This is a genomic window from Flavobacterium fragile (genome assembly GCF_023634865.1).
GTDB classification, from domain to species: Bacteria; Bacteroidota; Bacteroidia; order Flavobacteriales; family Flavobacteriaceae; genus Flavobacterium; species Flavobacterium fragile.
In genome coordinates this window covers 33,838-58,927 of the sequence record NZ_JAMLJN010000002.1, presented here as the reverse complement: position 1 = coordinate 58,927, position 25,090 = coordinate 33,838, and the positions used below count along the sequence as shown (strand labels likewise).

Below are 25,090 nucleotides of genomic sequence, written 5' to 3'. Positions count from 1 at the left end.
AAGTTAATCCTCACTTTTTTATTATCATTTCTTTCGTTTATTCCAAAGCTATTTTTACTTTTGCACTATGGCAAAGCAAGAAGATATTTTTAAGAATGTAGTTTCGCATGCAAAAGAGTACGGATTTATATTTCCGTCGAGCGAAATTTACGATGGTTTAAGTGCGGTTTATGACTATGCACAAAATGGTGTGGAGTTAAAGAAAAACATCCGTGAATATTGGTGGCAATCCATGGTGCAAATGCATGAAAATATTGTAGGATTAGATTCAGCAATTTTGATGCATCCCACCACATGGAAAGCTTCTGGTCACGTAGATGCGTTTAACGATCCATTAATCGATAACAAAGATTCTAAAAAAAGATATCGTGCCGATGTTTTAATTGAGGATTATGCTGAAAAATTAAATCAAAAAGCACAAAAAGAAATCGACAAAGCACGTGAGCGTTTTGGTGCTTCATTTGATGAAGAACAATACAAAACAACGAATCCTCGTGTGATGGAATATTTGTCTAAAAAGCAGGAAATTCTGGAAAGAATGGCGCGCTCTTTAGAAACAGAAAACCTTGCAGATGTTAAAGCCTTAATAGAAGAATTAGAAATTGCTTGTCCAGAAAGTGGCTCAAAAAACTGGACCGATGTAAAGCAATTCAACTTAATGTTCGGAACTAAATTAGGGGCTTCTGCTGAAAACGCAATGGATTTGTACCTACGTCCAGAAACGGCTCAAGGTATTTTCGTAAACTTCTTAAATGTTCAAAAAACGGGTCGTATGAAGATTCCTTTCGGAATTGCTCAAACCGGTAAAGCGTTTAGAAATGAAATCGTAGCTAGACAATTTATTTTCCGTATGCGTGAGTTTGAACAAATGGAAATGCAGTTTTTCGTAAAACCAGGAGAAGAAATGAAATGGTACGAATACTGGAAGACTACACGATTAAATTGGCATTTATCGCTAGGATTAGGAAAAGAAAACTATCGTTTCCATGACCATGAAAAATTAGCGCATTATGCCAATGCTGCAGCCGATATCGAATTCAACTTCCCATTCGGATTTAAAGAATTAGAAGGAATTCACTCGAGAACCGATTTCGATTTGAAAGCGCACGAACAATATTCAGGTAAAAAATTACAATATTTTGATAACGATACCAATTCGAACTACACGCCTTATGTTGTAGAAACTTCGGTTGGTTTAGATAGAATGTTTTTAGCGGTTTTCTCAAACTCATTACAAGAAGAGGTTTTAGAAGACGGTTCTACTAGAACAGTTTTACGTTTACCTTCGGTATTAGCACCAACAAAAGCTGCTGTTTTACCATTGGTTAAAAAAGACGGTTTACCAGAAGTAGCGCGTAAAATTATCGATGATTTGAAATGGGATTTCAACGTAGCCTATGACGAAAAAGACGCCGTAGGAAGACGTTACAGAAGACAAGATGCATTAGGAACACCATTTTGTATTACAGTAGATCATCAAACACTAGAAGATGAAACGGTAACCATTCGTCACAGAGATTCTATGCAACAAGATAGAGTAAAGATTTCAGAATTACGCGATATTATCAACAACGAAGTTTCAATGAGAAACTGGTTGATGAAAATGTAATTAAAGTATTAAGATTTAAGTATTAAGATTTAAGACAAAATCCCGAACTTCATCTGAAATTCGGGGTTTTCTAAATTCTAAATTCTAACTTTCAAGAGCATTCCAACCTCTAGCTTTCAATTCAATCTTAGTATTGGCTCTTGTGATTAAATGGTTTCCTTCGGTAGCCGCAACCATGTGACCGATTACGGTGAAATTTGGATTGCCTTTGATTTTATCAAAATCTTCCATTTTAATAGTGAAAAGCAATTCGTAATCTTCGCCACCACTTAACGCTACGGTTGTGATGTCTAAATTAAATTCTTCACACACATTAATCAACTGTGGGTCAACTGGAATTTTCTCTTCGTATAAATTACAACCTACATTACTTTGCTTACATAAGTGTAAAATCTCGGACGACAAACCATCTGAAATATCAATCATGGCAGTTGGTTTAACTTCTAATTTTGCTAAAAGTTCTTTGATGTCAGTTCTCGCTTCTGGTTTTAATTGTCGCTCGATTAAATAGGTGTAATCGTCTAAAACCGGTTGGTTGTTTGGGTTTACTTGAAACACTTGTTTTTCGCGTTCCAAAACTTGTAATCCCATATAAGCCGCACCAATATCGCCTGAAACTACTAATAAATCATTTTCTTTTGCGCCATTTCGGTACACGATATCTTCTAAATTTGCTTCACCAATTGCAGTTATACTAATAATTAATCCTTTTTGAGAAGAAGTCGTATCGCCACCAATTACATCTACATTGTAAATTTTAGAAGCTAACGTAATTCCTTCAAACAATTCTTCCAAAGCCTCCAAGGGAAAACGATTCGAAACCGCTACCGAAACCGTGATTTGAGTTGGTGTAGCATTCATGGCACATATATCAGATAGATTTGCTACAACCGCTTTGTATCCTAAGTGTTTTAACGGCATGTAAGCCAAATCAAAATGAACGCCTTCTACTAATAAATCAGTAGAAATTACTGCTTTTTTATCGCCAAAGTTCAATACTGCAGCATCGTCACCTATACTTTTAAGAGTTGATTCTTGATGGATCGTAAAGTTTTTAGTTAAGTGTTCGATTAAGCCAAATTCACCTAATTGAGCCAAACTCGTTCTGCTTTGATTTTTATCTTCTAACATGGATTATTTTTTTGCAAAGATAGGTTTTTTAGGTGAAAGCAATTGGGTAAAGGGTAAAAGCAACATTAACAAACCCAACGTCCTTTATCTAACACCTTTTACTTTTCAAGTTCCTTTAACTTTTCATAAATCAAATGTGTTTCATAGCCTTTTCTAAGTAAGAAATCTACGAATTTTTTGTTTTTCTTTTGCCCTTTTCGTTCGGTGATGCTGTTCCAATGTTTTTCGGACAATAGGTGGAAATTTTCTAAATAGGTTTCTTCAGGAATCTCTTTTAAGGCAATTGTGATGATACGCGATGAGATATTTCGGAATTTTAATTCGTTTACAATGCGGTTTTTACCCCAAAACTTATAATTGTGCTTGCCTCGAACAAAACTTTTTGCAAATCGCTCTTCGTTGATGAAATTGTGTTCGATGAGATGAGTTAAGATGGCTTCTTTTTCCGCTAAATTGAGCGAAAAAGAGTATAATTTTTCTTCAACTTCCTTGTAACAACGCTCCTGATACGCGCAATAATATTCCATTTTTGCTCGTATTTCTGAAGGGTTTACATATGTTTTTTGGGGAATCAAAAAAATATTAATTATTTGTTAATACGTTTTTTTTATGATTATTGAGAAATTATTTTAAATTTACCACATAAATCTGAAAAGATTTAACAAAAGCCAAATCTATAACATAAAATTTTATATATGAAATTAAAATTACTAATTTTCACATTGTTGTGTGCAGTGATGTCGTGGGGGCAGGGAACAGAATCTTTCACAAATTCAAATGCTACATCAACATACAGTTCATCTAATTTTGTAGGAGAAGGTTCTGTTACATGGACATATGTAGAATCAAGAAATGAAGATGTATATGGCATAACAGGTAAAGGTTTAATGTTAAGGAGGGCTTCTAGTTCAAGTAAGGTTACTTCTTCTTCTGTAGCAGGAGGAATAGGAAATTTTACATGTAATTTAAGAAAAGCCTTCACGGGTACCGGTAATAGACAAGTTGAGTTGTTTGTAAATGGAATCAGTAAAGGAACATCAATAGCATGGGATAATACGTCAGTACAAACATTTGTAGTTAATAATATAAATATTGCTGGAAATGTAATTATTGAGATAAGAAATATTACTGGTAATCAAGTTGTTATAGATGATATATCGTGGACAGCTTACACAGCTTGTACACCCCCATCAACACAAGCAACAACCTTCACAAGTTCAGCTGTTACACAAACAACCGCTACGTTAGGTTGGGCAAGAGGTAATGGTAACAATGTGTTAGTAGTAGCAAGACAAGGGGGTGCGGTTAATGCAGACCCAGTAAGTGGAACAACTTACACGGCTAATGCTGCTTTTGGTTCAGGTACTCAAATAGGTACAGGAAATTTTGTGGTATATGATGGTGCGGGAACTTCGATTAACTTAACTGGTTTAACAGCTGGCGCTAACTATCATTTTGCGGTTTATGAATATAACACTACAGGTACTTGTTATCATTTAACAGAATTAACGGGGAACATTACCACTTTGGTTCCTTCAGCTCCTGAAATTAATCTTCAAGGGAATAATACTAACATCGTATCAGGAGCTCTTACAGCTACTACAGCAAATCATACTGATTTTGGTTCTGTTTCAACGGTATCAGGTACGATGGTGAGAACATTTACAATTCAAAATACGGGTACAGCGGATTTAAATGTAGGGGCTATTTCAATTTCAGGAGCTAATGCATCAGATTTTACAGTTACTTCATCTCCTTCAGCAACAGTGGTTGCAAGTAATTCTACTACTTTTCAAGTTACTTTTAATCCTTCAGCAGATGGAGTAAGAACTGCAACAATAAGCATTGCTAATAACGATTCAAATGAAAATCCATATACTTTTGCAATACAAGGAACAGGAGTAAGTGCTCCAACAATTACTAGTGCTCTAACGGCAACAGGTACGCAAGGAGCTGCTTTTTCTTATACCATTGTAGCTACCAATACCCCTACTAGTTATAATGCTACGGGTTTACCAGCAGGTTTATCCATCAATACTACTACGGGAGTAATTTCGGGTACACCAACAGTTTCAGGTAGTTTTACTATTTCAATTTCTGCAACAAATGCATTAGGTACTGATACACAATCTTTGGTTTTAACGGTAGGAACTGGGCCTTGTTTAACTCAGTCTACTTTTAGTACACTGCCGTCAGGTTGGGCTGGAACAAATATAACTTATTCGGCTGGTGAGGCTAATTTTGATGCAAATACAGGTTCGTTGTCAACAATAGTAATAGCTAATCCTCAAAGTTTAACATTCGATTTAAGGAGGTCGACTAACACAACTGCTAAGTCGATGATTGTAGAGGTTTCTACTACAACTCAAGGAGGTACATACACTTCTGTAGCTACTTTTGATCACAATAACACTACATCTGGAGGTACAACTATTTGTACAGTTGATTTGTCGGCATATTCTTCATCTTCAGTTGTTTACATAAGATTCAGAAAGGCTTCTTTAACGACATCTCCATGGTATTTAAGTAATGTTAATGTATTTTGTGGTGCTCCTTCCCCAGAAGAGATTTCTATTTCAGGGAATGGTATTGAAATTTTAGATGGAGATACAACACCGGTTGTAACAGATAATACGTATTTCGGTTCAGAATTAGTAGGTGTTGGTGTAACCAAAACGTTTACAATTTCTAGTCAAGGAACAGCAGCATTAACATTAGGGGCAATTACCATTAATGGAGCCAATGCATCTGATTTTGTTGTAACTAGTGCGCCAGCTCCAACAGTTGCAGCAGGAAGTTCAACAACTTTTTCAGTTACATTTACTCCATCTGCTTTAGGAGATAGAAATGCTGAAATTTCAATTGTAAATAATGACCCTAATGAAGATCCTTATAATTTTTTAATTAGAGGAACTGGTGCAGAACCAACTATTACAGTAACCCCTGCAACTTTAACAGCACTAAACTATAATGAAGGTTCAGGGCCTTCTGCAAGTGGGTCTTTTGTGGTAAGTGGTCAACTTTTAACTTCAAACCTTGTAGTAACAGCACCTACAAATTATGAAATTTCTTTGGCTGCAGCTTCAGGTTTTGGAAGTTCAATTACTTTAACACCAACTAGTCGTACAGTTGCCAATACCACCATTTATGTAAGATTAAAAGCTGGTTTATCAGCAGGATTATATAATTCGGAAGTTATTGATGTAACCTCTACAGGAGCTACAGCTAAAACAGTTACTTGTAGTGGTCGTGTTTTTCCACCGCCACCAGTAAATGATGTATGTTCAGCTTCAATAGAGTTGTTTAGTAATGTAGCACCAATTTCAGGAAGTTTTATAAATTCTTCATCTGAATCTTTGGATTCTTATAAAGACGTTTGGTATAAATTTACACCAACATGTACAGCTTCTTATTCGTTTTCGGTAGCTGGTTTTTCAGGAGACATTGATCTTCATTTGTATCAAACTAGTTGCCCTAGTACTACTACATCAAAAATAGCCAGTTCGGCATTGTCTTCTGATCCTGAAGTACTTACTTATCCATTAACCTCGGGTATAACTTATTATTTAAGAGTTTATGCTTTTAATACAACAGCTGCAATGTCTGATTTTACTGTTGCAGCAGCTACTACAGGGTCTTTAGCTTTAACAAATGCTGGTAGTCCAGCAGCAGCTAGTGTAAGTGCAGGTACTCCTAATTATGTTGTGATGGGCTTTACCTTAAATCCTACTTGTGCATCAAATTATGGTGTGTCTACAGTAACTTTAACCAAAGATGCAACAAGTACAGTTGTATCCAGCGATATTTCTAATTTTAGAATTTTTAGAGATGTTAACCAAAACGGTATTATAGATGGAACCGATATTTCTATTTCGACTTCTGGAATTCCATTGGCTAACTCTATGTTGTTTACCTTAAATGGTCAATCTAATGTTTCGGGTTCTAAAAGTTATTTGTTAGTTGCAGATATTTCTCCGTTAGCAATAGCAGGAAGAACTATAAAAGTAGATTTAAATCCAGTTTCTAACATAGTTACTACGATTCCTATTTCGGGGTCAGCTATAGGTACTGTTCAAACAATTGTAGCGCAATCTTGTACTCCAGTTAGTATTGCATCTATTTCACCTGCTACTGGTCCTGCTGGTACCGAGGTTGTTATTACTGCTTCATCTGGTAATTTAACTGGCGCAACAGCTTCCTTCAATGGTTTAACGGCTACTGTAATTTCAAGTAGCACTACTCAATTAGTTGTAAAAGTGCCATTAGGTGCTACGAGTGGAGATTTAGTAATTTCGGATGCGCAACCTTGCTACACTGGAGCTTACTTTGAAGTTATTAGTGAAGTTATTTCAGATTGTGAAGGCTCTGTTTCTGATTTGATTATTTATGAAATTTTTGACGAAGAATCTGGAAGTGGTGGAACTATTGTTTTGTATAATGGTACTACAGCTCCAAAAGATTTAAGTGAGTATGAGTTATTTAGAGATGCTGATAACAATCCCGCAACTAGCTCTTATAGTAATTTTATGAAGGTTGCGTTACCTTTAACAGGTATTTTAGCCCCTGGTCAAGTTGCCATATTAAAAGTTTCAGGTAGTGATTGTGGTCCTGTTGCAACAAACAACGGTGAATTAAATGGTGGATTTAATGAAAAAGATGAATTTCAATTAAGACTTAAATCTAACGGTACAGTTATAGATCATGTTGTTGCTCCTTTAACTGTTGGATATTATTTAAAGAGAAATCCTGGTAGCTATACTGCAAATCCTGTTTATGTTGCTACTGATTGGTCATACACTGATATGGGTGTTGATGTTAATGGAGATAACGAGTGTGTTACTATGGGTATTCCTCCAACGAGTATAGGAAGAAGTCCAATTATTACATCTCAACCTTCTAACGTTTCTGCAATTTGTGGTACTTTACCAGCAGTTTTATCTGTTTCAGCAGTTGAGGGTTATGCAGGAGGTAGATCACTTACCTATCAATGGTTTTATGTAGCTCCAGGCGATACCACTTGGATAGCTGTTACTGATGGAGGGCTTTATAGCGGCGCTACAACAAACTCTTTGACGATTTCAGATGTAAACCCTATTTTAGGATATCAATTTTATTGTCAAGTTAAAGAAGATTCGGCAATTTGTTACATAGCTACTGAAGCTATCAAGTTAACCAATCTGTCTCCAACTACATGGGATGGAACTTCTTGGTCTGATGGCACTCCTACATTATTAAAACCGGCTGTTATTAATGGAAATTATGATACAAGTTTAAATGGTAATATTGAAGCGTGTAGTTTAACCGTAAATCCTGGATTTACAGCAAGAGTAACAACTGGAATGTATTTCAATATTCAGAATGAAGTTACTGTTTTGTCTGGGGCTAATTTAATTATTAATGATGATGGTTCATTAGTTCAAATTAATGATGCAAGTGTTAATTCTGGTAATATTCGCTACGAACGTACGGCGAATGAGATTCATTTAAGCGATTATGTGTATTGGTCATCTCCAGTTCAAAACTTTCTAGTTAGAAACATTTCTCCAACCACACCGGCTTATTATCACTGGAAATGGGGAACGACGGCTCCTAATTACAACAATGGTGAAGGAAATTGGGTTGCTGCTTATAATGATACTATGATTCCTGGTAAAGGTTACATAGTTCGTGCTCCAAATGGATTTAGCAATACGCTGACACAGCCATGGAATGTTGCTTTTACAGGTGTTCCAAATAATGGTTTAATAACTCCACAGGTTTTAAGAGGTACAAACAGAAATTTAGGAACAGTAGGTCCTGATGGTTCCATTAGATCGCGTTATGGGGATAATTTCAATTTAATTGGTAATCCTTATCCGTCAGCAATAAGTATTAATGCTTTTCTTATGGAAAATCCATTTTTAGATGGTTTTGTTAATGTATGGACTCACGGTTCTTTGCCATCTGTACTTAATCCAGATCATTTTTACGATGACTATGATGCTAATTATACTCCAAACGATTATATTACTATTAATAGTGTTGGTGTTCATTCGGGTCCAAATGCTATTAGTTATATAGCTGGTGGACAAGGTTTCTTTGTTGAGATTTCAGAAGATACGCCAGATAATAATCCTGTTGATACAACAGTAACTTTTAGAAACTACATGAGAAGTAAAACATATCACAATCATGAGTTTTTTAGGCCATCGAGAGAAGAGTCTAATTCTGTTCCGGCTTTATCACAAAGTAAAAATAGAATTTGGTTAGATTTGGTTGGTCCTACAAATGTTTCACATAGAATTTTAGTAGGTTATGTGGCCGGAGCTACAAATCAAAGAGATAGAATGTATGATGCAGTTGTAGGATATGGTTCAGGTCAATCTTTTTATTCAATAATCGATAATGATATTTTTAAAATTCAAGGTAAATCGTTGCCATTTGATGTAAATGACAGAATTCCATTAGGAGTAAAAGTGGGCACAACAGGAGTTCATCAAATAGCTATAGCTTACAAGGACGGTCTTTTCTTAGGAAATCAGAATATTTATTTAGAAGATCTTCATTTAGGAGTTATTCACGATTTAAGAGCCACTCCTTATTCTTTTACAGCATCAACTGGAATTATTAATAATCGTTTTGTTTTGAGATATACTGATGTAACATTAAGTAATCCAGATATTCAGAATAACTCAGATGTTTATATTTCTACATCTGAGGTAATCGGAATTGATGCTATTAGTTATCAAATCGAAAGCATCCAAATTCATAATATTTTAGGACAATTGTTATTTCATAAACGTCAAGTGAATTCAGGAAGTTTTCAAATTTCAGATTTACAGAAAAACAATGTGCCTTTAATAGTGCAAGTAACTTTAGATAATGGTGTTACAATAACAAAGAAGATTATTTATTAATTCATTCAAGGTGTAATTAAGCCCAATCGTTAAAGATTGGGCTTTTTTTATTTCATTTGAAATCAATTTTGTATTTTTGAACTTTATCAAACAATCACAATGGACAATATAAGACAATACGTTCAAGAAAACAAAGAACGTTTTTTAAATGAGTTAATCGAACTTTTAAAAATACCATCAGTTAGTGCAGACAGCGCTTATGCTCATGATGTTGTATTAACAGCAGAAGCAGTTAAAGCTAGCTTAGAAAAAGCAGGTTGCGATTTTGTCGAGCTTTGTGAAACACCAGGGTATCCTATTGTTTACGGAGAGAAAATCATCGATAAAAATTTACCAACGGTTTTGGTTTATGGTCACTACGATGTGCAACCACCTGATCCAATCGATTTATGGACTTCACCACCTTTTGAGCCCGTAATTAAAACAACAGAAATTCATCCAGAGGGAGCTATTTTTGCACGTGGTGCTTGCGATGATAAAGGTCAAATGTACATGCATGTCAAAGCATTTGAATATATGATTCAAAATAATTGCTTGCCATGTAATGTTAAATTCATGATAGAAGGGGAAGAAGAAGTAGGTTCAAAAAGCTTAGGTTGGTTTGTAGAGCGTAACCAAGAAAAATTAGCCAATGATGTTATATTAATTTCAGATACAGGAATGATTTCCAATCAGCAACCTTCTATTACCACTGGTTTAAGAGGTTTGAGCTATGTTGAGGTTGAAGTTACGGGGCCAAACAGAGATTTACATTCAGGATTGTATGGTGGAGCTGTTGCTAATCCAATCAATATTTTAGCTAAGATGATTGCGTCGTTACATGATGAAAATAATCACATAACTATCCCTGGTTTTTATGATAAAGTAGAAGAATTATCTGCTGCAGAAAGAGCGGAAATGGCCAAAGCACCGTTCTCGTTAGAGAAATATAAAAAAGCTTTAGATATTGAAGACATTCATGGAGAAGCAGGTTATGTTACCAATGAAAGAAATTCAATTCGTCCTACTTTGGATGTGAATGGAATTTGGGGTGGTTACACAGGAGAAGGAGCTAAAACGGTTATTGCAAGTAAGGCGTATGCAAAAATTTCAATGCGTTTGGTGCCAAATCAAGATTGGGAAGAAATTACAGAATTATTCAAAAAACATTTCGAAAGTATAGCGCCTAAATCGGTTAAAGTGGTAGTAAAACCGCATCATGGCGGACAAGGGTATGTTACTCCAATTGATAGTATAGGATATCAAGCGGCTAATAAAGCATATACTGAAACTTTTGGTGTTCCTGCAATTCCTGTTCGTTCAGGTGGAAGTATTCCAATTGTGGCGTTGTTTGAGAAGGAATTAAAGAGTAAAACTATTTTAATGGGCTTTGGTTTGGATAGCGACGCGATTCACTCACCAAATGAACATTTTGGAGTTTTCAATTACTTAAAAGGTATTGAAACTATTCCATTATTCTATAAGTATTTTACAGAAATGAGTAAATAAAACGAATCCCGATGAAAATCGGGATTTTTTTATAGATTTTTGTGCGTATCCAAAACAGCTTTTTGGTTTTTGTAATCAATCCAAGCTTGTCCTTTTCTTTTTCTCATAAAATTATCGTAATGGCGCATGAAAAACACATTGTAAACGGCTTTTGCCAAATTAGCTGGTTTTCTTGGGAAAGCTCTTAAACTCATTGAAAATCCTGGTGTGACATATTTCATGTAGTGCCAATAACCTTCTGGCATGTACAACATTTCACCGTGTTTTAGATTACAAATTAGTCCTTTTGCATTTTTTAAAGCAGGGAATTTTTCAAAATCAGGATTCTCAAAATCAATATCTTCTCTTGAGATTAATGAATAAGGCACTTTGTACATAAATGGCGTTTGGTCTGGAGCAAACAAAACACATTGTTTTTCCCCATGAAAGTGAAAGTGTAAAATATTCGAATAATCAATATCAAAATGCATGAAGACTTTCGAATTTTCGCCACCAAAGAACAACATCGGTAATTGTTTAACTAGTCGTAAACCAATTTTAGGCCATTTAAAGTCGTTTTGAAGTTGTGGTACTTCATTCATTAAGTTATATAAAAAGATGCGGTAATTGGTAGGTTGAGATTGTAATAAGTCGATGTAGTCGCTCATTTTCATTGTAGCATGTGCTTCATTAAAACCATCCTTATGCGAAACAGGTCTGTCGTCATACAAAGGCACTGTTTTGTCACCAGCAATATCTTTTATGTAGTTCAGATTCCATTTAGAAAACGCAGGCCAATCTTCAGTTAAACTCTCAATAACGACAGGTTTTTGTTTTCTAACAAAATTGTTGTAAAAATCTTCCTTTGAAATGTTCTTCACACGTTCAATTTCGCTTAATTGCATTCCTTTCATAAATCAAAACTTAGTTTAACAAAATTATTAAACACTAGTTAAAGAAAATTCTTTTTAAGAAAATTTTAGGGCTTTTGAAGTACTATCCATTCGTTGTGTTTGAAGTGACTCCATTCAGCTTTAGCCATGTCAAAATTAGGGTCAATTAAAGTCTTGTATTCTTTTTTATTAATATTGTTTTTACATTCTATGTAAATAGCGATGTTTTTATTCTCAAATTCTTTCTTAATTCTTTGACAGTATTGCCAAATAAAATCTGGCTTTGTGGCTAAATTATTTATTTGTTTTACGGTCAAATTTTTATGGTAATCGTAATTACTTAATTGGCCAGAACTAAGATCTTTAATGAGAATATTAATGTAGCCGTTTCGTTCTCTAAGCATCATGCGCCAACTTAGTCGATGCCCTTCTTCTGTCCAAAGGACATCTCCTTCGATGATATGGTGTCGCAGTGGTAAAAGAGCTTGGATAATTAAATAAGGAATGATTAAAAAGTAGACTATTTTTTTTTCGTTGAAGTTAAATTGAGTCTTTTCGAACTTAACGCTAGGTTTATTTTTTAAAAATATTCTTCTTATTGTTTCAGACTCGTAAAAAAATAATGCAAAACTTAGAGCAAAAAACGGAAAAATTCCTATTTGCAAGGTAATTGCATTAAAAATATGAAATAGAAGAGAAGCTATTAAGGCAAGAGTTCTAGTTCTTTTAATTAAAAGAAGGGGAACAATTAATAAATCGAATGCAATTCCAGCATAAGCTATAAATAAGTAAAACCATTTTTTTGAAAATAGCTCAGAAAAAACGGAATTTGATGAATGTTCTGCCAATAGAATTTTTGTGAAAGTACCATCCAACCAATCGGGATAAATTTTAGCGATAGCTGCAAAAAAATAGACAATACCAACTTGAACTATGAAAAGGAACGAAATCCAAAAAGGCATGGTTATCTGTTCAGTTGTTCGGTTTTGTTTAACATCTAATGAGGCATATTTGTTTGCAGGAAGTACTATCATTAAAAAACTAATTAAAAGTAACAAGTAATAATGATTGTTGTAGTGTGATTTTTGCATTAAATAAGCTCCTGCCCATAGAAATGAATATAAGATTATGGAAATTCGGTAGTAGTAACCTAGCATAATACAAAGGCCCAGTATTCCCATAATAATGAAATAATAATACATCCCAAATCCTGGCAAAGGTTGTAGCCATTCAAAACCAATAAAAGAAAAGGTAAATTCGGGATCTATAAAGACACGTTTAACCCATCCGGTAAGTATGGCTCCAAAGCTTTCACAAGCAATTAAAAAACCAAAAAATATTCGGAAAACTATTAATGGGCTATTATCTATTGCTTTGAATAGGAAATTCATTGTTGCTTCTTGATAAAATTCAGAGAGAATATTCTATCTTTTGCTAGCTGTTCTTGTAGCTCTGACAAAGAATTGAATTTTTTTTCATCTCTTATATGTTCTAATATCGAGATTTGTAATTCTTTTCCATAAAGATCTTCATTGATATCTAAAAAATGCACTTCAACTGATTGCTCATTTTCACCAATTGTTGGGTTTTTACCTATATTCATCATTCCATAATATTCCATATTATTCATGATACTTGAAACTACATATACACCATTTTTGGGTAATAATTTGTAATTTTCTGTGATTTCAATGTTGGCAGTTGGGAAACCAATAGTTCTGCCGATTTTTTTACCGTGGATTACTTTACCAGTTAACATAAAAGGGTAGCCCAAATAATCATTAGCCAATTTTATGTTCCCGTCGGTTATAGCTTTTCTAATTTTTGTAGAACTAATGGCAATTTCGTCAATTTCTTCGGCGCTAAGTTGTTCTACTTCAAACCCGTATTTTTTACCAAAGATTATTAAATCATCTATGTTCGCAGCTCTGTTTTTTCCAAAACGATGGTCGTAACCAATAATAATTTTTTGGATATTAAGTTTTTTGATTAGTACTTCAGTCACAAATTTTTCGGGACTTAAATCTGAGAAAGTTTTATCGAAAGGATGAATGATTAAATTTTCAACTTTGAAACGCTTGAGTAAAAGTATTTTTTCTTCTATGGTATTTAGTAGCTTAATTGAATTTTCCTGATTAAGTACCATTCTGGGATGTGGGAAAAAAGTTAAAACCACGCTTGTTAGTTCCTTTTGTGTATCAATTGAGGTTATTTTTTTTAAAATAGACTGATGGCCTATATGAACACCATCAAAGGTGCCAATAGTCATAATCGTTTTTTTTGAACTATAAAAAGAATCTATTGAGTTGAATACTTTCAAAATATTTTTTTTACAAAAATAAAAGGATTGAACGAGTCAATCCTTTTAAAGTTATAAAATTAATTAAAATAATTAATTTTTTATGAATTTAAATGTTTTAGAAGCTTCGCCAACAGTTAAATTAATTAGATATACCCCATCAGCATAATTTGCCACATTTACATTTAAGTCGGCATTTGATTGAATAGGTTTAACTAAAATCTGTTGCCCTATACTATTAAAGATTTCAATTTTTCCATCAAAATTAGTTTGTTCAGGTAAACTAATAGTGAAATAATCTTTTGAAGGGTTAGGGTAAATAGAAACATTTTCTAAAAAACTAAAGTTGTCGTTAGATAATGTTGCGTTATTAGAAAAATAACTAACTCTTGACGATGGTGTAAGTGGCGTGTAATTTGGAACAACGAAATCTGTAACGTTCACTAAACTTGTTGTACCAGAAGTTACGGTATAATATCCTTGTACACTTCCGTCAAATAATCCATCTCCATATTCATCAGTTACTGTTAAATAGTAACAACCATTTGTAGGTAATGTCCATGTTTGATTAACATATTGTCTTGGTGTGCTAGTAGTAACATCATCATAAGGACCACCACTGTATAAGGTTGTTCCTGCTTGATTTTTTAATGTCCATGTAATTTCAGTTCCAAAATTATCACCATAAAGGTTGAAAGTAAATGTTGTTGAATTTGCATATGGAAGAGATGAAATACCACTAAAAGTTCTTGAAGCCGTATTGTTCGTAGTTCTTTGGTCTGTTGTTCCATTTGTAGAAACTATAGAAGCATTTAACGTTCCATAGCCCGTAGTGTTTGTTAATGTTACAACTGCGTACTTGTCAGGAGCTAAATTACCTGTCCAGTTTTGATTGTAGTTAGTGCCGCCATTCATGTTATAGCTTATGGTAGCAGATGTTAAATTTGAAGTTCCTCTGTTGTATAATAAAACACTTTTTGCCGGTACAGATGGGTTGGGAACCGTGCAAGTAGGTTCTATAGTACTACATGAATTTTCAATTTTTATTTCGGCATCATTAGCAAATAAAGGTATCGCTATATTTTTTGTTGATGTTTTTAAAGTAGATCTTCTTGGTGAATTGTTCATTACAGCAACTATTCTTGTTTTTTGATCATTAGTGAATATGTTCATACATGCGTCATTAGTGTAGTCCATGTAATTCTGAACCATATCATTTCCGCCGAATGGACATGAATCTATAGTAGGACAACCTGAATTAGCTGCAGCAGCATTTGGAGTATCATTACAAAAGTCGTCTACAGTACAATCTCCATCACCCCAAATGTGACGTAAACCTAAAAAGTGCCCTACTTCATGTGTCATAGTTCTTCCTTTGTCATATGGAGCAGAGAAACTTCCTTGTGCTAAAGAAGAACTTCCAAAAAAACTGTAACCTGAAACTACTCCATCTGTGTTTGCAGCACCACCATTTACATTTAAGCCATTTAATCCAGAGCTACTAGGAAATTGTGCATATCCTAAAAGGCTTGAATCTGTAAAATTAACTGACCACATGTTCATGTATAGAGCAGGATCCCATATGGTTAGTGGTTTCACTGTGCTATCAATTTCTTCTGTAGACCAAGAGGCTTGACATAGATTTACTCTGTTAATCCCATTAGTTGGATTGCCATTTGGGTCTACCTTAGCAAGCACGAATTCAATTTGAGTGTCAGCTCCTACAGGATTCGAATTAAACCCAGGTGTACCTGTCATTTTTCTGAAGTCTTGAGTAAGAACAGTTATTTGAGATTGCACTTGTTCATCTGTAATATTCTCATTTACACCATATGCATCACCATTGTGAATTACATGTACCACAACTGGTATGTATATAATGTTTCCGGTTTGAGAAAAAGTTTGTGGTGATTTTTTTTGTTTTTCAATTAATGGTGCTAACCAAGTTTCAAATTCGGCTTTAGACATTCTATTTGGATCAATTGATCTTAGATAATCCTCGTATTCTTCAGTAAGACATCTAATATATCCTTCAGGTGTAATGTTGCTTGGAGAAATTTCTTTTCCAAAGTGTTTTACTTTCTTTTTTATTTGGGCTACAGAATTAGTTGAGACTAACATTGTAAAAGAAAGTAATAAAAAAAATATTTTTTTCATTTCTTTTTGAATTAGGTTAAATCGGCCAAATATATAAAAACAAGTTTATTTTTTTTGTTTTTTATTTTATTTTTTTGTTTTTAAGCAATTTACAAGAGATTTTTTTGATTATTTTTTAATTTTAAAAAATTTTTCAAAACCAATTTTTGAATTTATTAATTTCCATAATATGAATTAATAATTTAAAGCAATGAAATTATTATACAAAATTTATGATATTTTTTTAAAAAAGTTATAAATTTGCTAATTGACCTAATAATTTTTTATATAATGAGAAAAAAATTACAAATTTCTTTAGTTTTTCTTTTGTTCGTCTCTTTTTCTTTCGGACAAAACAAACTATGGACTAAGACATCTGACGAAAATTTAGTTGGTTTACAAAAGATGGAACGTGCCTCGCATCCATCTCTATATCAATTAATGAATTTAAATTTCGAGGCTTTTAAACAATCTCTTGTTGGTGCACCAATTGATACGGATGGTGTTTTTTCTAATGTAATTGTTGATTTTCCAAATTCTAATGGTGAATTGTCTAAATTTAGAATTTATGAAGCGCCTGTAATGGAGAAAGGTTTGGCTGATAGATATCCAGATATCAAGTCGTATGTTGCTATTGGTATAGATAATCCATCAGTAAAATTAAGATTCAGTGTTACTTTATTTGGATTACATGTTATGTCTTTATCAGGTGATGAAGGAACATATTATATCGATACGTACACAAAAGATCTTAACAGTTACATTGTGTATAATAGAAAAAATATACAAAGAGTAAGAAGTTTTGCTTGTGATTTTCAAGATAATCATGAAGAAATTGCCGAGCAAAATAGAAGTACTTTTGACAACCAAACTTTAGCTAATGATGGTATTTTCAGACAATACAGATTAGCGATGGCGTGTACTATTGAATATGCTGCTTTTCATGTTAATGCTGCTGGTTTAAATGCGGGATCACTTGCTCAAAAGAAAGCAGCGGTACTTGCAGCAATGAATGTTACCATGACGCGTGTAAATGGTATTTACGAAAGAGACATGTCATTAAGAATGAATTTAGTTGCTAATAATGATTTGATTATTTTTATTACTGCTGATAACTTCTCAAATGATAATGCAAATTTATTAATTAATGAGAGTCAGAACGAAATTACAACTGCAATCGGTGTAAATAATTTTGATATTGGACATACCGTAAGTACTGGTGGTGGTGGTTTAGCAGGGTTAGGGGTTGTTTGTAATAGTACAAATAAAGCGCGTGGAATTACTGGTTCTCCATCTCCAGTGGGAGATCCATTTGATATTGATTATGTGGCGCACGAAATGGGACATCAATTTGGAGGACCTCACACTTTTAGTTCTAATGATGATACTGCAGGAAATTGTAAATCTGGGAATGTGAGTACTCTTAACGCTGTTGAGCCTGGTAGTGGTTCGACAATTATGGCGTATGCAGGAATATGTGAAGAAAATGTTCAGTCGAATTCAGATGCTTATTTTCATGCTGTTAGTATTGCTAGTATGAATGCGGTTATGATAGGTACAGGAAATTGTGCACCTCAAACAAATAATGGGAATAATGTTCCTGTTATAGCAGCTTTAACTAATCGTACAATTCCGAGAGGTACAGCTTTCATGTTAACAGGTTCTGCTACAGATGTAGATGCGTCTGCTTCTTTAACTTATTGTTGGGAACAAACAAATGCGGCAGCAGGTACTAATTATCCAACAACAACTCAAACAACAGGTCCTGTTTATAGATCAAGGGTTCCAAGTGCTTCCCCAACTAGATATTTTCCTCAAATGTCTGATATTTTGGCAGGAAATTTAACACCAACATGGGAAGTAACACCTAATGTAGCAAGAACTTTAAATTTTGCCTTGACTGTAAGAGATAATCAAGTTCCTACAGGTGGACAAACAGCAAGGTCTAATATGAGTGTAACCATTGATGATACAAGAGGTCCATTGTCTGTAACGTCTCAGAATACTGACGGGATTGTTTGGACACCGGGTTCTTCACAAACAGTTACTTGGGCAGTAAATAATACAAATACTAGTGTAGGAGGAGCAAATGTTGATATATTATATACCACTGACAACGGTGTTACTTGGACTACAATTTTGGCTAATACTTTAAATGATGGTTCTGAAACCATTACTGTTCCAAGTGTTACCGCTCCTAATTGTCGTATTATGGTAAAAGCTTCTGGAAATATCTTTTTTAGTGTAAACACAAAGAATATTGCAATAGGTAATTATACCTATCAACCTCAAAATGTTTGTAGAGATTATCCATTTAATTTAAATGCTGCAATTACTCAAAGTACAGGTGGGTATCCGGGTTATAACTTACCAATTACTGACTCTTTTACTATTTCGGCTATAAAATATAAAGCTAACATTACACATCCTAGTATTGGTCAGGTAAATATTTTATTAGCTCAACCATGGGAAGATACTTCAGGAGGTTTAATTACAGCTTTATGGTATAATAATACTTGTACTACGGCAAATTTAGATAAATGGTTTTATACAACAGCTCCAGCTGTTGATTGTGCTCAAACTACAAGTGGACCAGATTTCAGAACATATTCTATAGCTAATATTAATGCAGCTGTTGGTCAAAATAGTGCTGGAAACTGGGGAGTTTATTTTAAAGATGGTGTTGTAGATGGTTCAAGTGGTACATTTAATACTTTTACAATTCAATTATGTTATTCTGAACTAGTTCCGGTTTTATCAAATGATGATTTTTCAGGTATCGATTTCATGATTTATCCAAATCCTAACAACGGAAACTTTAATATTCAATTTACATCTAATACAGGTAATGAAATTAAAGTTAATGTTCATGATATTAGAGGAAGAGAAATTTTTACTAAATCATATAACAATAATGGTTTATTTAATGAAACATTACAATTAAATGGAGTTCAATCTGGAGTATATCTTGTAACAGTTCAAGATGGCGCTAGAAAAGAAGTGAAGAAAATTGTAGTTCAATAAATGGAATAATTTATAAATACAAAAAAGGGAAGCTTTTAGCTTCCCTTTTTTATTTTCCATTATACGTATTCATCGTATTGTTTAAGCCTGCCAGGGCAAATGATTTTATTATTTCTGAGCTAATATCTAAACGCTCTTTTAGTTTCTCTTTTTCTTCTTCACTCCATTCGCCTAGTACGTAATCCACTTGTTGGCCTTTTTTAAAGGCATCGCTAATCCCAAATCTATATCTTGGATATTCCGTTGAATTTAATAACAATTGAATGTTTTTAAGTCCGTTATGACCACCATCGCTTCCTTTGGTTTTGATTCGGATGGTTCCAAAAGCTAAATTCAAATCATCGGTTATAACCAACATGTTTTCTTTTTCAATGTTTTCCTTTTCTAACCAATATTTTACGGCTTTCCCGCTCAAGTTCATATAGGTATTTGGCTTAAGTAATAATAAGGTTCTTCCTTTAATTTTTAGTTCGGCTATTTCACCCAATTTTACGGTTTGAAAAGAAATTCCTTCCTTGTTAGCTAAATAATCCAAAACTTTAAATCCGATATTGTGTCGTGTATTTGCATATTCTGAGCCAATATTTCCTAGCCCTACGATTAAGAATTTCTTCATGGGTAAATGCTCTTGTTTTTGTTTCTTAAATAGATTTGATAGCCAATTCATTTTGCAAAAGTAATGCAAAGTTTAGATACTGAAAAGCATAAAAAAAGCACCAGTAAAAACTGATGCTTCTTTTGTATAGATTGAAAAGAAATTATTTTTTCTTTTTTGCTCCTTTTTCTGCTTTTGCTGCTTCTTGAGCTGCTTTCATTGCCGCACGAGAAATTCTCACTTGACAAACTACAGTATTATCTGGGTGCATTAATTTAAAATTGTTAGTTTCAATTTTAGTAACATACAACTTGTTACCCATTTGTAATTCTGAAATGTTCGCTTCAACGAAGTCAGGTAAAAATTTTGGTAAAGCTTTTACTTTTAAACGACGTTGGTTCAAACGTAAAACACCACCTAATAATACTCCAGGAGAAGTTCCTGTAACTTTAACTGGTACTTCCATAATGATTTCCTTGTCATCACTTAATTGGAAGAAGTCGATGTGTAAAATTTTGTCAGAAACTGGGTGAAATTGAATGTCTTGCATGATTACATTGTAAGACGTTCCGTTTAACTCAACTACAACTGTGTGTGCGTTTGGAGTGTAAACCAAATCTTTAAATGCTCTTTCGTCTGCAACAAAATGAACTGGTTGATTTCCTCCGTAGATAACGCAAGGAACCATTCCAGCATCACGTACGGCTTTAGTTGCCTTTTTGCCTACGCTTTCTCTTTCTGATCCTTTAATCGTAATTGATTTCATTGTAAAATATATATAATTAATAAATACTTGTTAAAGTGGTTTCTTGATTACATCAAAAATTTACCACTAATAGAGTTGTTGTTTTGTACCATATGCATTACTTCTGCAAATAAAGGGGCACAACTTACAACTTTAATTTTCTTTGATTCTTTTCTTAACGGAATTGAATCGGTAACTATCAATTCTAATAATTGAGAATTCTCTATTTTTTCATATGCTTCACCTGATAAAATAGGATGCGTACATATTGCTCTTACGCTTAATGCTCCTTTTTCCATCATGACATCAGCTGCTTTGGCTAATGTGCCTCCTGTATCAATCATGTCGTCAACTAAGATAACATTTCGCCCTTTCACTTCTCCTATTAGCTCCATGGTGTCGATGACATTAGCTTTTTTTCTTTGCTTGTAGCACACCACTACATCTGATTCTAAAAATTTAGAATACGCATAAGCTCTTTTTGAACCTCCCATGTCTGGAGATGCGATAGTTAAATTCTCTAAATTTAAACTTCTCACATAAGGTAAAAAGATAGTAGAAGCAAATAAATGGTCTACTGGCTTTTCAAAGAACCCTTGAATTTGATCGGCATGTAAATCCATAGTCATAATTCGGGTAGCTCCAGCTGTTTCTAATAGTTTTGCTACTAATTTGGCTCCAATTGGCACTCTTGGCTTATCTTTTCTGTCTTGTCTTGCCCAACCGAAATAAGGAATTACCGCTGTGATATGACGAGCCGATGCTCTTTTTGCCGCATCAATCATCAATAATAATTCCATTAAATTGTCTGAACTTGGGAAAGTCGAACAAACAAGGAAAACGCGTAATCCTCTTATTGATTCTTCAAAAGAAGGCTGAAATTCGCCATCACTATATTTAGAGAACGTTACTTTACCTAGTGGAACACCATACTTTTCAGCAATTTGTTCGGCTAGATACACACTTTGAGAACATGCAAAAATTTTTGCTTCTGGTTCTTGATACAGCATGTTAATTTATTGTTTAGTAGTTAGTTAGTGTCGTGTTGTGCAATTGAGGTGCAAATTTAGAAATAAATTCGAACTCTGAAAGCATATTTTTAACTATTTTTTTATGAATTGAAGAAATATTTTTTACATTTGCACCCACTTAATGATACTAAAATCATTTCCCATTGCCCGGATGGCGGAATTGGTAGACGCGCACGACTCAAACTCGTGTACTTAGGTGTGTGGGTTCGATTCCCACTCCGGGTACGATTTTAACTACAAAATCATACAAAACCCCTTAAATCACACGATTTAAGGGGTTTTTTCATTTTCAATCCCTCCAAATTATTCAAGAAATAGCATTCGCAAGGTGTCCAATTAGGTGACCTATTTTGAAATTCAAAAAAGGGTCCCCTAAAATGACGAAAAGCCCAATAAAATAAGGCTGTTCAATCATTAAACATCTTGACTAAATAATAAAAAATTAGTAAATTATTTAATCAAAAGGTTACCAGACTATGAATGCAAAAATCTCTTCAACATTTATTTTGAAGTCCGCTAAAACGACTTCAAAAGGACTAATTCCAATTTACATGAGAGTTACTGTAGATGGAAAACGATTCGAAATTTCTACACAAAAACAAGTAGAAAAATCCAAATGGTCAACTGAAATGCGCAAAATGAAAGGAAATTCAGAAGAAGCTCGTTCAGTGAATGAATATCTAACATTGTTAAGCAACAAATTGTTTGAAGCTCAAAAACAACTACTTCTGGAGAATGAAGTAATCACATTTGAAACATTACGAAGTAAATTATTTGGTAAAGAAGAAAAAGCAATCACCATTGTAAAGGTGTTTAAAGACCACAACGATAAAATGGATAAACTTATTGGAACTGAATATTCCTATAACACTTGGAAGAATTTCAAAACTACTTTGTCTCATTTTGAAAAGTATCTTGTTGAGAGTTATAATGTTTCCGATGTTCCTGTTAAGAAAATAGATTTTGCAATGATGACCGGATTTGATTTTTATCTAAGATCTACTTTGAAGTGTAACAACAATACGACTATTAAATATGTAAAAAGCGTCGGTAAAATCATCAATATCTGTCTTGATAATGGTTGGATAGAAAAAGACCCACTATCTAACTACAAAGCCAAACTCAAAGTTGTAGAGAGAGAATATTTAACCGAGCATGAAATTGAAAGTATGTTGAACAAACAATTCGTGGTGCCAAGATTAGAACTTGTAAGAGACATTTTTGTTTTTAGTTGTTTTACAGGTTTAGCTTATGTGGATGTGCAGCAGCTTAAAAAGGAAAATATTAGTATTGGGATTGATGGTAGTAAATGGATTTTTAAAAATCGTCAAAAGACTGATATAGCTTCAAAAATTCCATTATTGCCAGTTGCGGAAATGATTATTGATAAATATTCTGATAATCCAGTTTGTTTGAACACAGGCAGTATTCTCCCTATTCTCTCCAATCAAAAAATGAATGCCTATCTGAAAGAAATTGCGGATGTATGCGGAATCAATAAAGAACTAACTTTCCACATAGCACGTCATACTTTTGCAACAACCGTAACATTGAGTAATGGTGTTCCAATCGAAACCGTAAGTAAAATGTTAGGACATACCAATCTAAAAACCACACAGCACTATGCCAAGATTTTAGACAAGAAAATTAGTGAGGATATGCTAATTTTGAAGGATAAATTAAAAAATTTGCATAAACAGGAAAACATTGTAAATCAAAGCTTTACTTTATAGGAAAACTTTTATAGTTTTAACAAAATTCTTGCAATATTATTAATAGATTTTAGTTTAATTTGACAAACTAAAATCTATTTTTTTTATGATAACAGCTATAAAAAACAACTCCCTATTAGATTTTGAAAACGAATTAAGTTTAATCCTTAACACCTATTCCGATGAGATAGAAAAAGCAAAAAAGATAATAATGTTTATTGAAGACATTTTAAAACAGCTTTCCGATTGGTTAAAGAATCATGCCTTTGAAACGGTACAAGATGAAATCACTTTTTTTAAAGAAGTAAAACCAAATATAGTCGCTAAACTTATATTTTACAAAGAGGTTTTATTGTTGATTGCTACCCAGCCGATTGACAAAAACAAAAAAGTAAAACATTTCGAGAAAAAACTGGATTCAATCAATCAATTTCATAGAAAGAATAGAGAATTTATTAAGTACATTAAAAGTCAATCAACTCAATTTGACGAATTATACTTCACTAGAAAAGAATACAAGGACTTAATTTTGAACGATTGTATTGTTATCAATCAAGATGCGAAACTTTGTACATCGCATGATTATTTATTAGCAAAAGTAATTGCATACGAATTACTTGCTTTACATGTTGAAAATAGAATAGACAATTTAAATAAATCATGTTCAATTATGAATATTCAATTCAATTCCAATCTACACTGGACAGCCAAAAAAGTAGATTTAATAGAACTCATATACGCCTTACACGAATCTAAAGTTTTCGATAACGGTCAAGCCGACATCAAAGAGATTACCCATGTTTTTGAAAAAGCCTTTCAAATCGATTTAGGCGATAACATCACTAGAAGCTTCATTGATATCAAAAACCGAAAATCGGATCAAACCCGATTTTTAAATCAATTGCAAGATGCATTGGAGACAAAAATCGAAAACGATTTAAACTAAAAACAACTAATTTTCCTCAAAAAGTATAAAAATCGTTCCCAAGTTGGTACCAACTTGGGAACTTTTCTTTTTTAAATGTAATTGTTTTGTACCAAATAATTTCAAAACATAGCATTATGAATTTTAATCACAAAGCCCTGTTCCCAGAAACAGACAACATCGAATTACTTAACCATCAAATGGTAACTAAACGAGATTTGTTAAACTTCGGTAATCTGCTACTTCAAGAAATCACAAACTCCACAACAAAAACTAACACTTCTGAAGCTTCACCTAAGCCTTGGCTCAAATCAGCGGAAGTTCGTGAAATCCTGAGAATCTCTCCTGGGACATTACAAAACCTCCGCATTAACGGAACGTTAAAGTACAAACGCATTGGTGGAATAATTTACTACAACTACGAAGACATCGTAAAAATGCTAGAAAAGTAACATGGAAGACAATACTGTAAACTGTAACGGAACTTGCGAAGTATGCATTTGCAAGTCAACAAATGAAGTTAACCAAATTATTGTCATGTCGAGAGCAGTCGAGACAACTACAAAGTAGGCTAACCTCTTGAACGCAGTTCAAGCAACACTATTCACTAATTACTATTCACTAATC

16 protein-coding genes and 1 tRNA gene are annotated in these 25,090 nt (G+C 33.6%); 8 read left to right on the top strand and 9 right to left on the bottom strand.

Annotated elements, in window-relative coordinates; all coding sequences use genetic code 11:
• Positions 1-67 precede the first annotated feature (67 nt).
• The gene (locus NAT47_RS02725) at positions 68-1,609 is read left to right on the top strand and encodes a glycine--tRNA ligase (protein ID WP_250580025.1); all 1,542 of its coding nucleotides are present in this window, start codon (positions 68-70) and stop codon (positions 1,607-1,609) included.
• Between the two features lie 84 nt (positions 1,610-1,693).
• Here the strand turns inward: NAT47_RS02725 and thiL are convergent, their stop codons facing one another.
• Positions 1,694-2,740: a thiamine-phosphate kinase gene (gene thiL, locus NAT47_RS02720; protein WP_250580019.1), complete on the bottom strand. Its 1,047-nt coding sequence runs from the start codon at positions 2,738-2,740 to the stop codon at positions 1,694-1,696.
• Between the two features lie 98 nt (positions 2,741-2,838).
• Positions 2,839-3,267, bottom strand: coding sequence for a regulatory protein RecX (locus NAT47_RS02715; protein WP_250580018.1), 429 nt, complete (start codon positions 3,265-3,267; stop codon positions 2,839-2,841).
• 168 nt (positions 3,268-3,435) lie between these two features.
• Here NAT47_RS02715 and NAT47_RS02710 point away from each other — a divergent pair, with 168 nt between their 5' ends.
• Complete coding sequence (locus NAT47_RS02710; RefSeq protein WP_250580017.1) at positions 3,436-9,636, top strand: choice-of-anchor D domain-containing protein; 6,201 nt, start codon at positions 3,436-3,438, stop codon at positions 9,634-9,636.
• Positions 9,637-9,735: 99 nt separating this feature from the next.
• On the top strand, positions 9,736-11,124 hold the full coding sequence (locus tag NAT47_RS02705) for a dipeptidase (protein ID WP_250580016.1): 1,389 nt from the start codon (positions 9,736-9,738) through the stop codon (positions 11,122-11,124).
• A gap of 29 nt (positions 11,125-11,153) precedes the next feature.
• Here the strand turns inward: NAT47_RS02705 and NAT47_RS02700 are convergent, their stop codons facing one another.
• From NAT47_RS02700 to NAT47_RS02685, 4 genes are all read right to left on the bottom strand, one after another.
• The gene (locus tag NAT47_RS02700; protein WP_250580015.1) at positions 11,154-12,017 is read right to left on the bottom strand and encodes a cupin-like domain-containing protein; all 864 of its coding nucleotides are present in this window, start codon (positions 12,015-12,017) and stop codon (positions 11,154-11,156) included.
• A gap of 65 nt (positions 12,018-12,082) precedes the next feature.
• Positions 12,083-13,387 carry an HTTM domain-containing protein gene (locus NAT47_RS02695; RefSeq protein WP_250580008.1) on the bottom strand — a complete coding sequence of 435 codons (1,305 nt, stop codon included), beginning with the start codon at positions 13,385-13,387 and terminating at the stop codon, positions 12,083-12,085.
• Positions 13,384-14,316 carry a bifunctional riboflavin kinase/FAD synthetase gene (locus NAT47_RS02690; protein WP_250580006.1) on the bottom strand — a complete coding sequence of 311 codons (933 nt, stop codon included), beginning with the start codon at positions 14,314-14,316 and terminating at the stop codon, positions 13,384-13,386. The genes NAT47_RS02695 and NAT47_RS02690 overlap by 4 nt, the downstream gene beginning before the upstream one ends.
• A gap of 72 nt (positions 14,317-14,388) precedes the next feature.
• Positions 14,389-16,452 (bottom strand): M43 family zinc metalloprotease, encoded by a 2,064-nt coding sequence (locus NAT47_RS02685; RefSeq protein ID WP_250580004.1) that lies wholly within the window; start codon positions 16,450-16,452, stop codon positions 14,389-14,391.
• Between the two features lie 270 nt (positions 16,453-16,722).
• Here NAT47_RS02685 and NAT47_RS02680 point away from each other — a divergent pair, with 270 nt between their 5' ends.
• The gene (locus NAT47_RS02680) at positions 16,723-19,455 is read left to right on the top strand and encodes a reprolysin-like metallopeptidase (protein ID WP_250579997.1); all 2,733 of its coding nucleotides are present in this window, start codon (positions 16,723-16,725) and stop codon (positions 19,453-19,455) included.
• Between the two features lie 49 nt (positions 19,456-19,504).
• On the opposite strand, the gene pth is transcribed toward NAT47_RS02680, so the two are convergent.
• The 3 genes from pth to NAT47_RS02665 all read right to left on the bottom strand — a co-directional run bounded on the left by pth (position 19,505) and on the right by NAT47_RS02665 (position 21,805).
• Positions 19,505-20,071 carry an aminoacyl-tRNA hydrolase gene (gene pth / locus NAT47_RS02675; RefSeq protein WP_250579995.1) on the bottom strand — a complete coding sequence of 189 codons (567 nt, stop codon included), beginning with the start codon at positions 20,069-20,071 and terminating at the stop codon, positions 19,505-19,507.
• Between the two features lie 142 nt (positions 20,072-20,213).
• On the bottom strand, positions 20,214-20,816 hold the full coding sequence (locus NAT47_RS02670; RefSeq protein ID WP_250579992.1) for a 50S ribosomal protein L25/general stress protein Ctc: 603 nt from the start codon (positions 20,814-20,816) through the stop codon (positions 20,214-20,216).
• 47 nt (positions 20,817-20,863) lie between these two features.
• Positions 20,864-21,805, bottom strand: coding sequence for a ribose-phosphate pyrophosphokinase (locus tag NAT47_RS02665; protein ID WP_250579991.1), 942 nt, complete (start codon positions 21,803-21,805; stop codon positions 20,864-20,866).
• Positions 21,806-21,971: 166 nt separating this feature from the next.
• On the opposite strand from NAT47_RS02665, the gene NAT47_RS02660 reads away from it, so the two are divergent.
• The 4 genes from NAT47_RS02660 to NAT47_RS02645 all read left to right on the top strand — a co-directional run bounded on the left by NAT47_RS02660 (position 21,972) and on the right by NAT47_RS02645 (position 24,915).
• Positions 21,972-22,051, top strand: a tRNA-Leu gene (locus NAT47_RS02660).
• Positions 22,052-22,302: 251 nt separating this feature from the next.
• On the top strand, positions 22,303-23,559 hold the full coding sequence (locus NAT47_RS02655) for a site-specific integrase (protein WP_250579988.1): 1,257 nt from the start codon (positions 22,303-22,305) through the stop codon (positions 23,557-23,559).
• 85 nt (positions 23,560-23,644) lie between these two features.
• A complete protein-coding gene (locus tag NAT47_RS02650) occupies positions 23,645-24,484 on the top strand; it encodes an RteC domain-containing protein (protein ID WP_250579986.1) in 840 nt (279 codons plus the stop codon).
• A gap of 116 nt (positions 24,485-24,600) precedes the next feature.
• Positions 24,601-24,915 (top strand): helix-turn-helix domain-containing protein, encoded by a 315-nt coding sequence (locus tag NAT47_RS02645; protein ID WP_250579984.1) that lies wholly within the window; start codon positions 24,601-24,603, stop codon positions 24,913-24,915.
• The last annotated feature ends 175 nt before the right edge of the window (positions 24,916-25,090 follow it).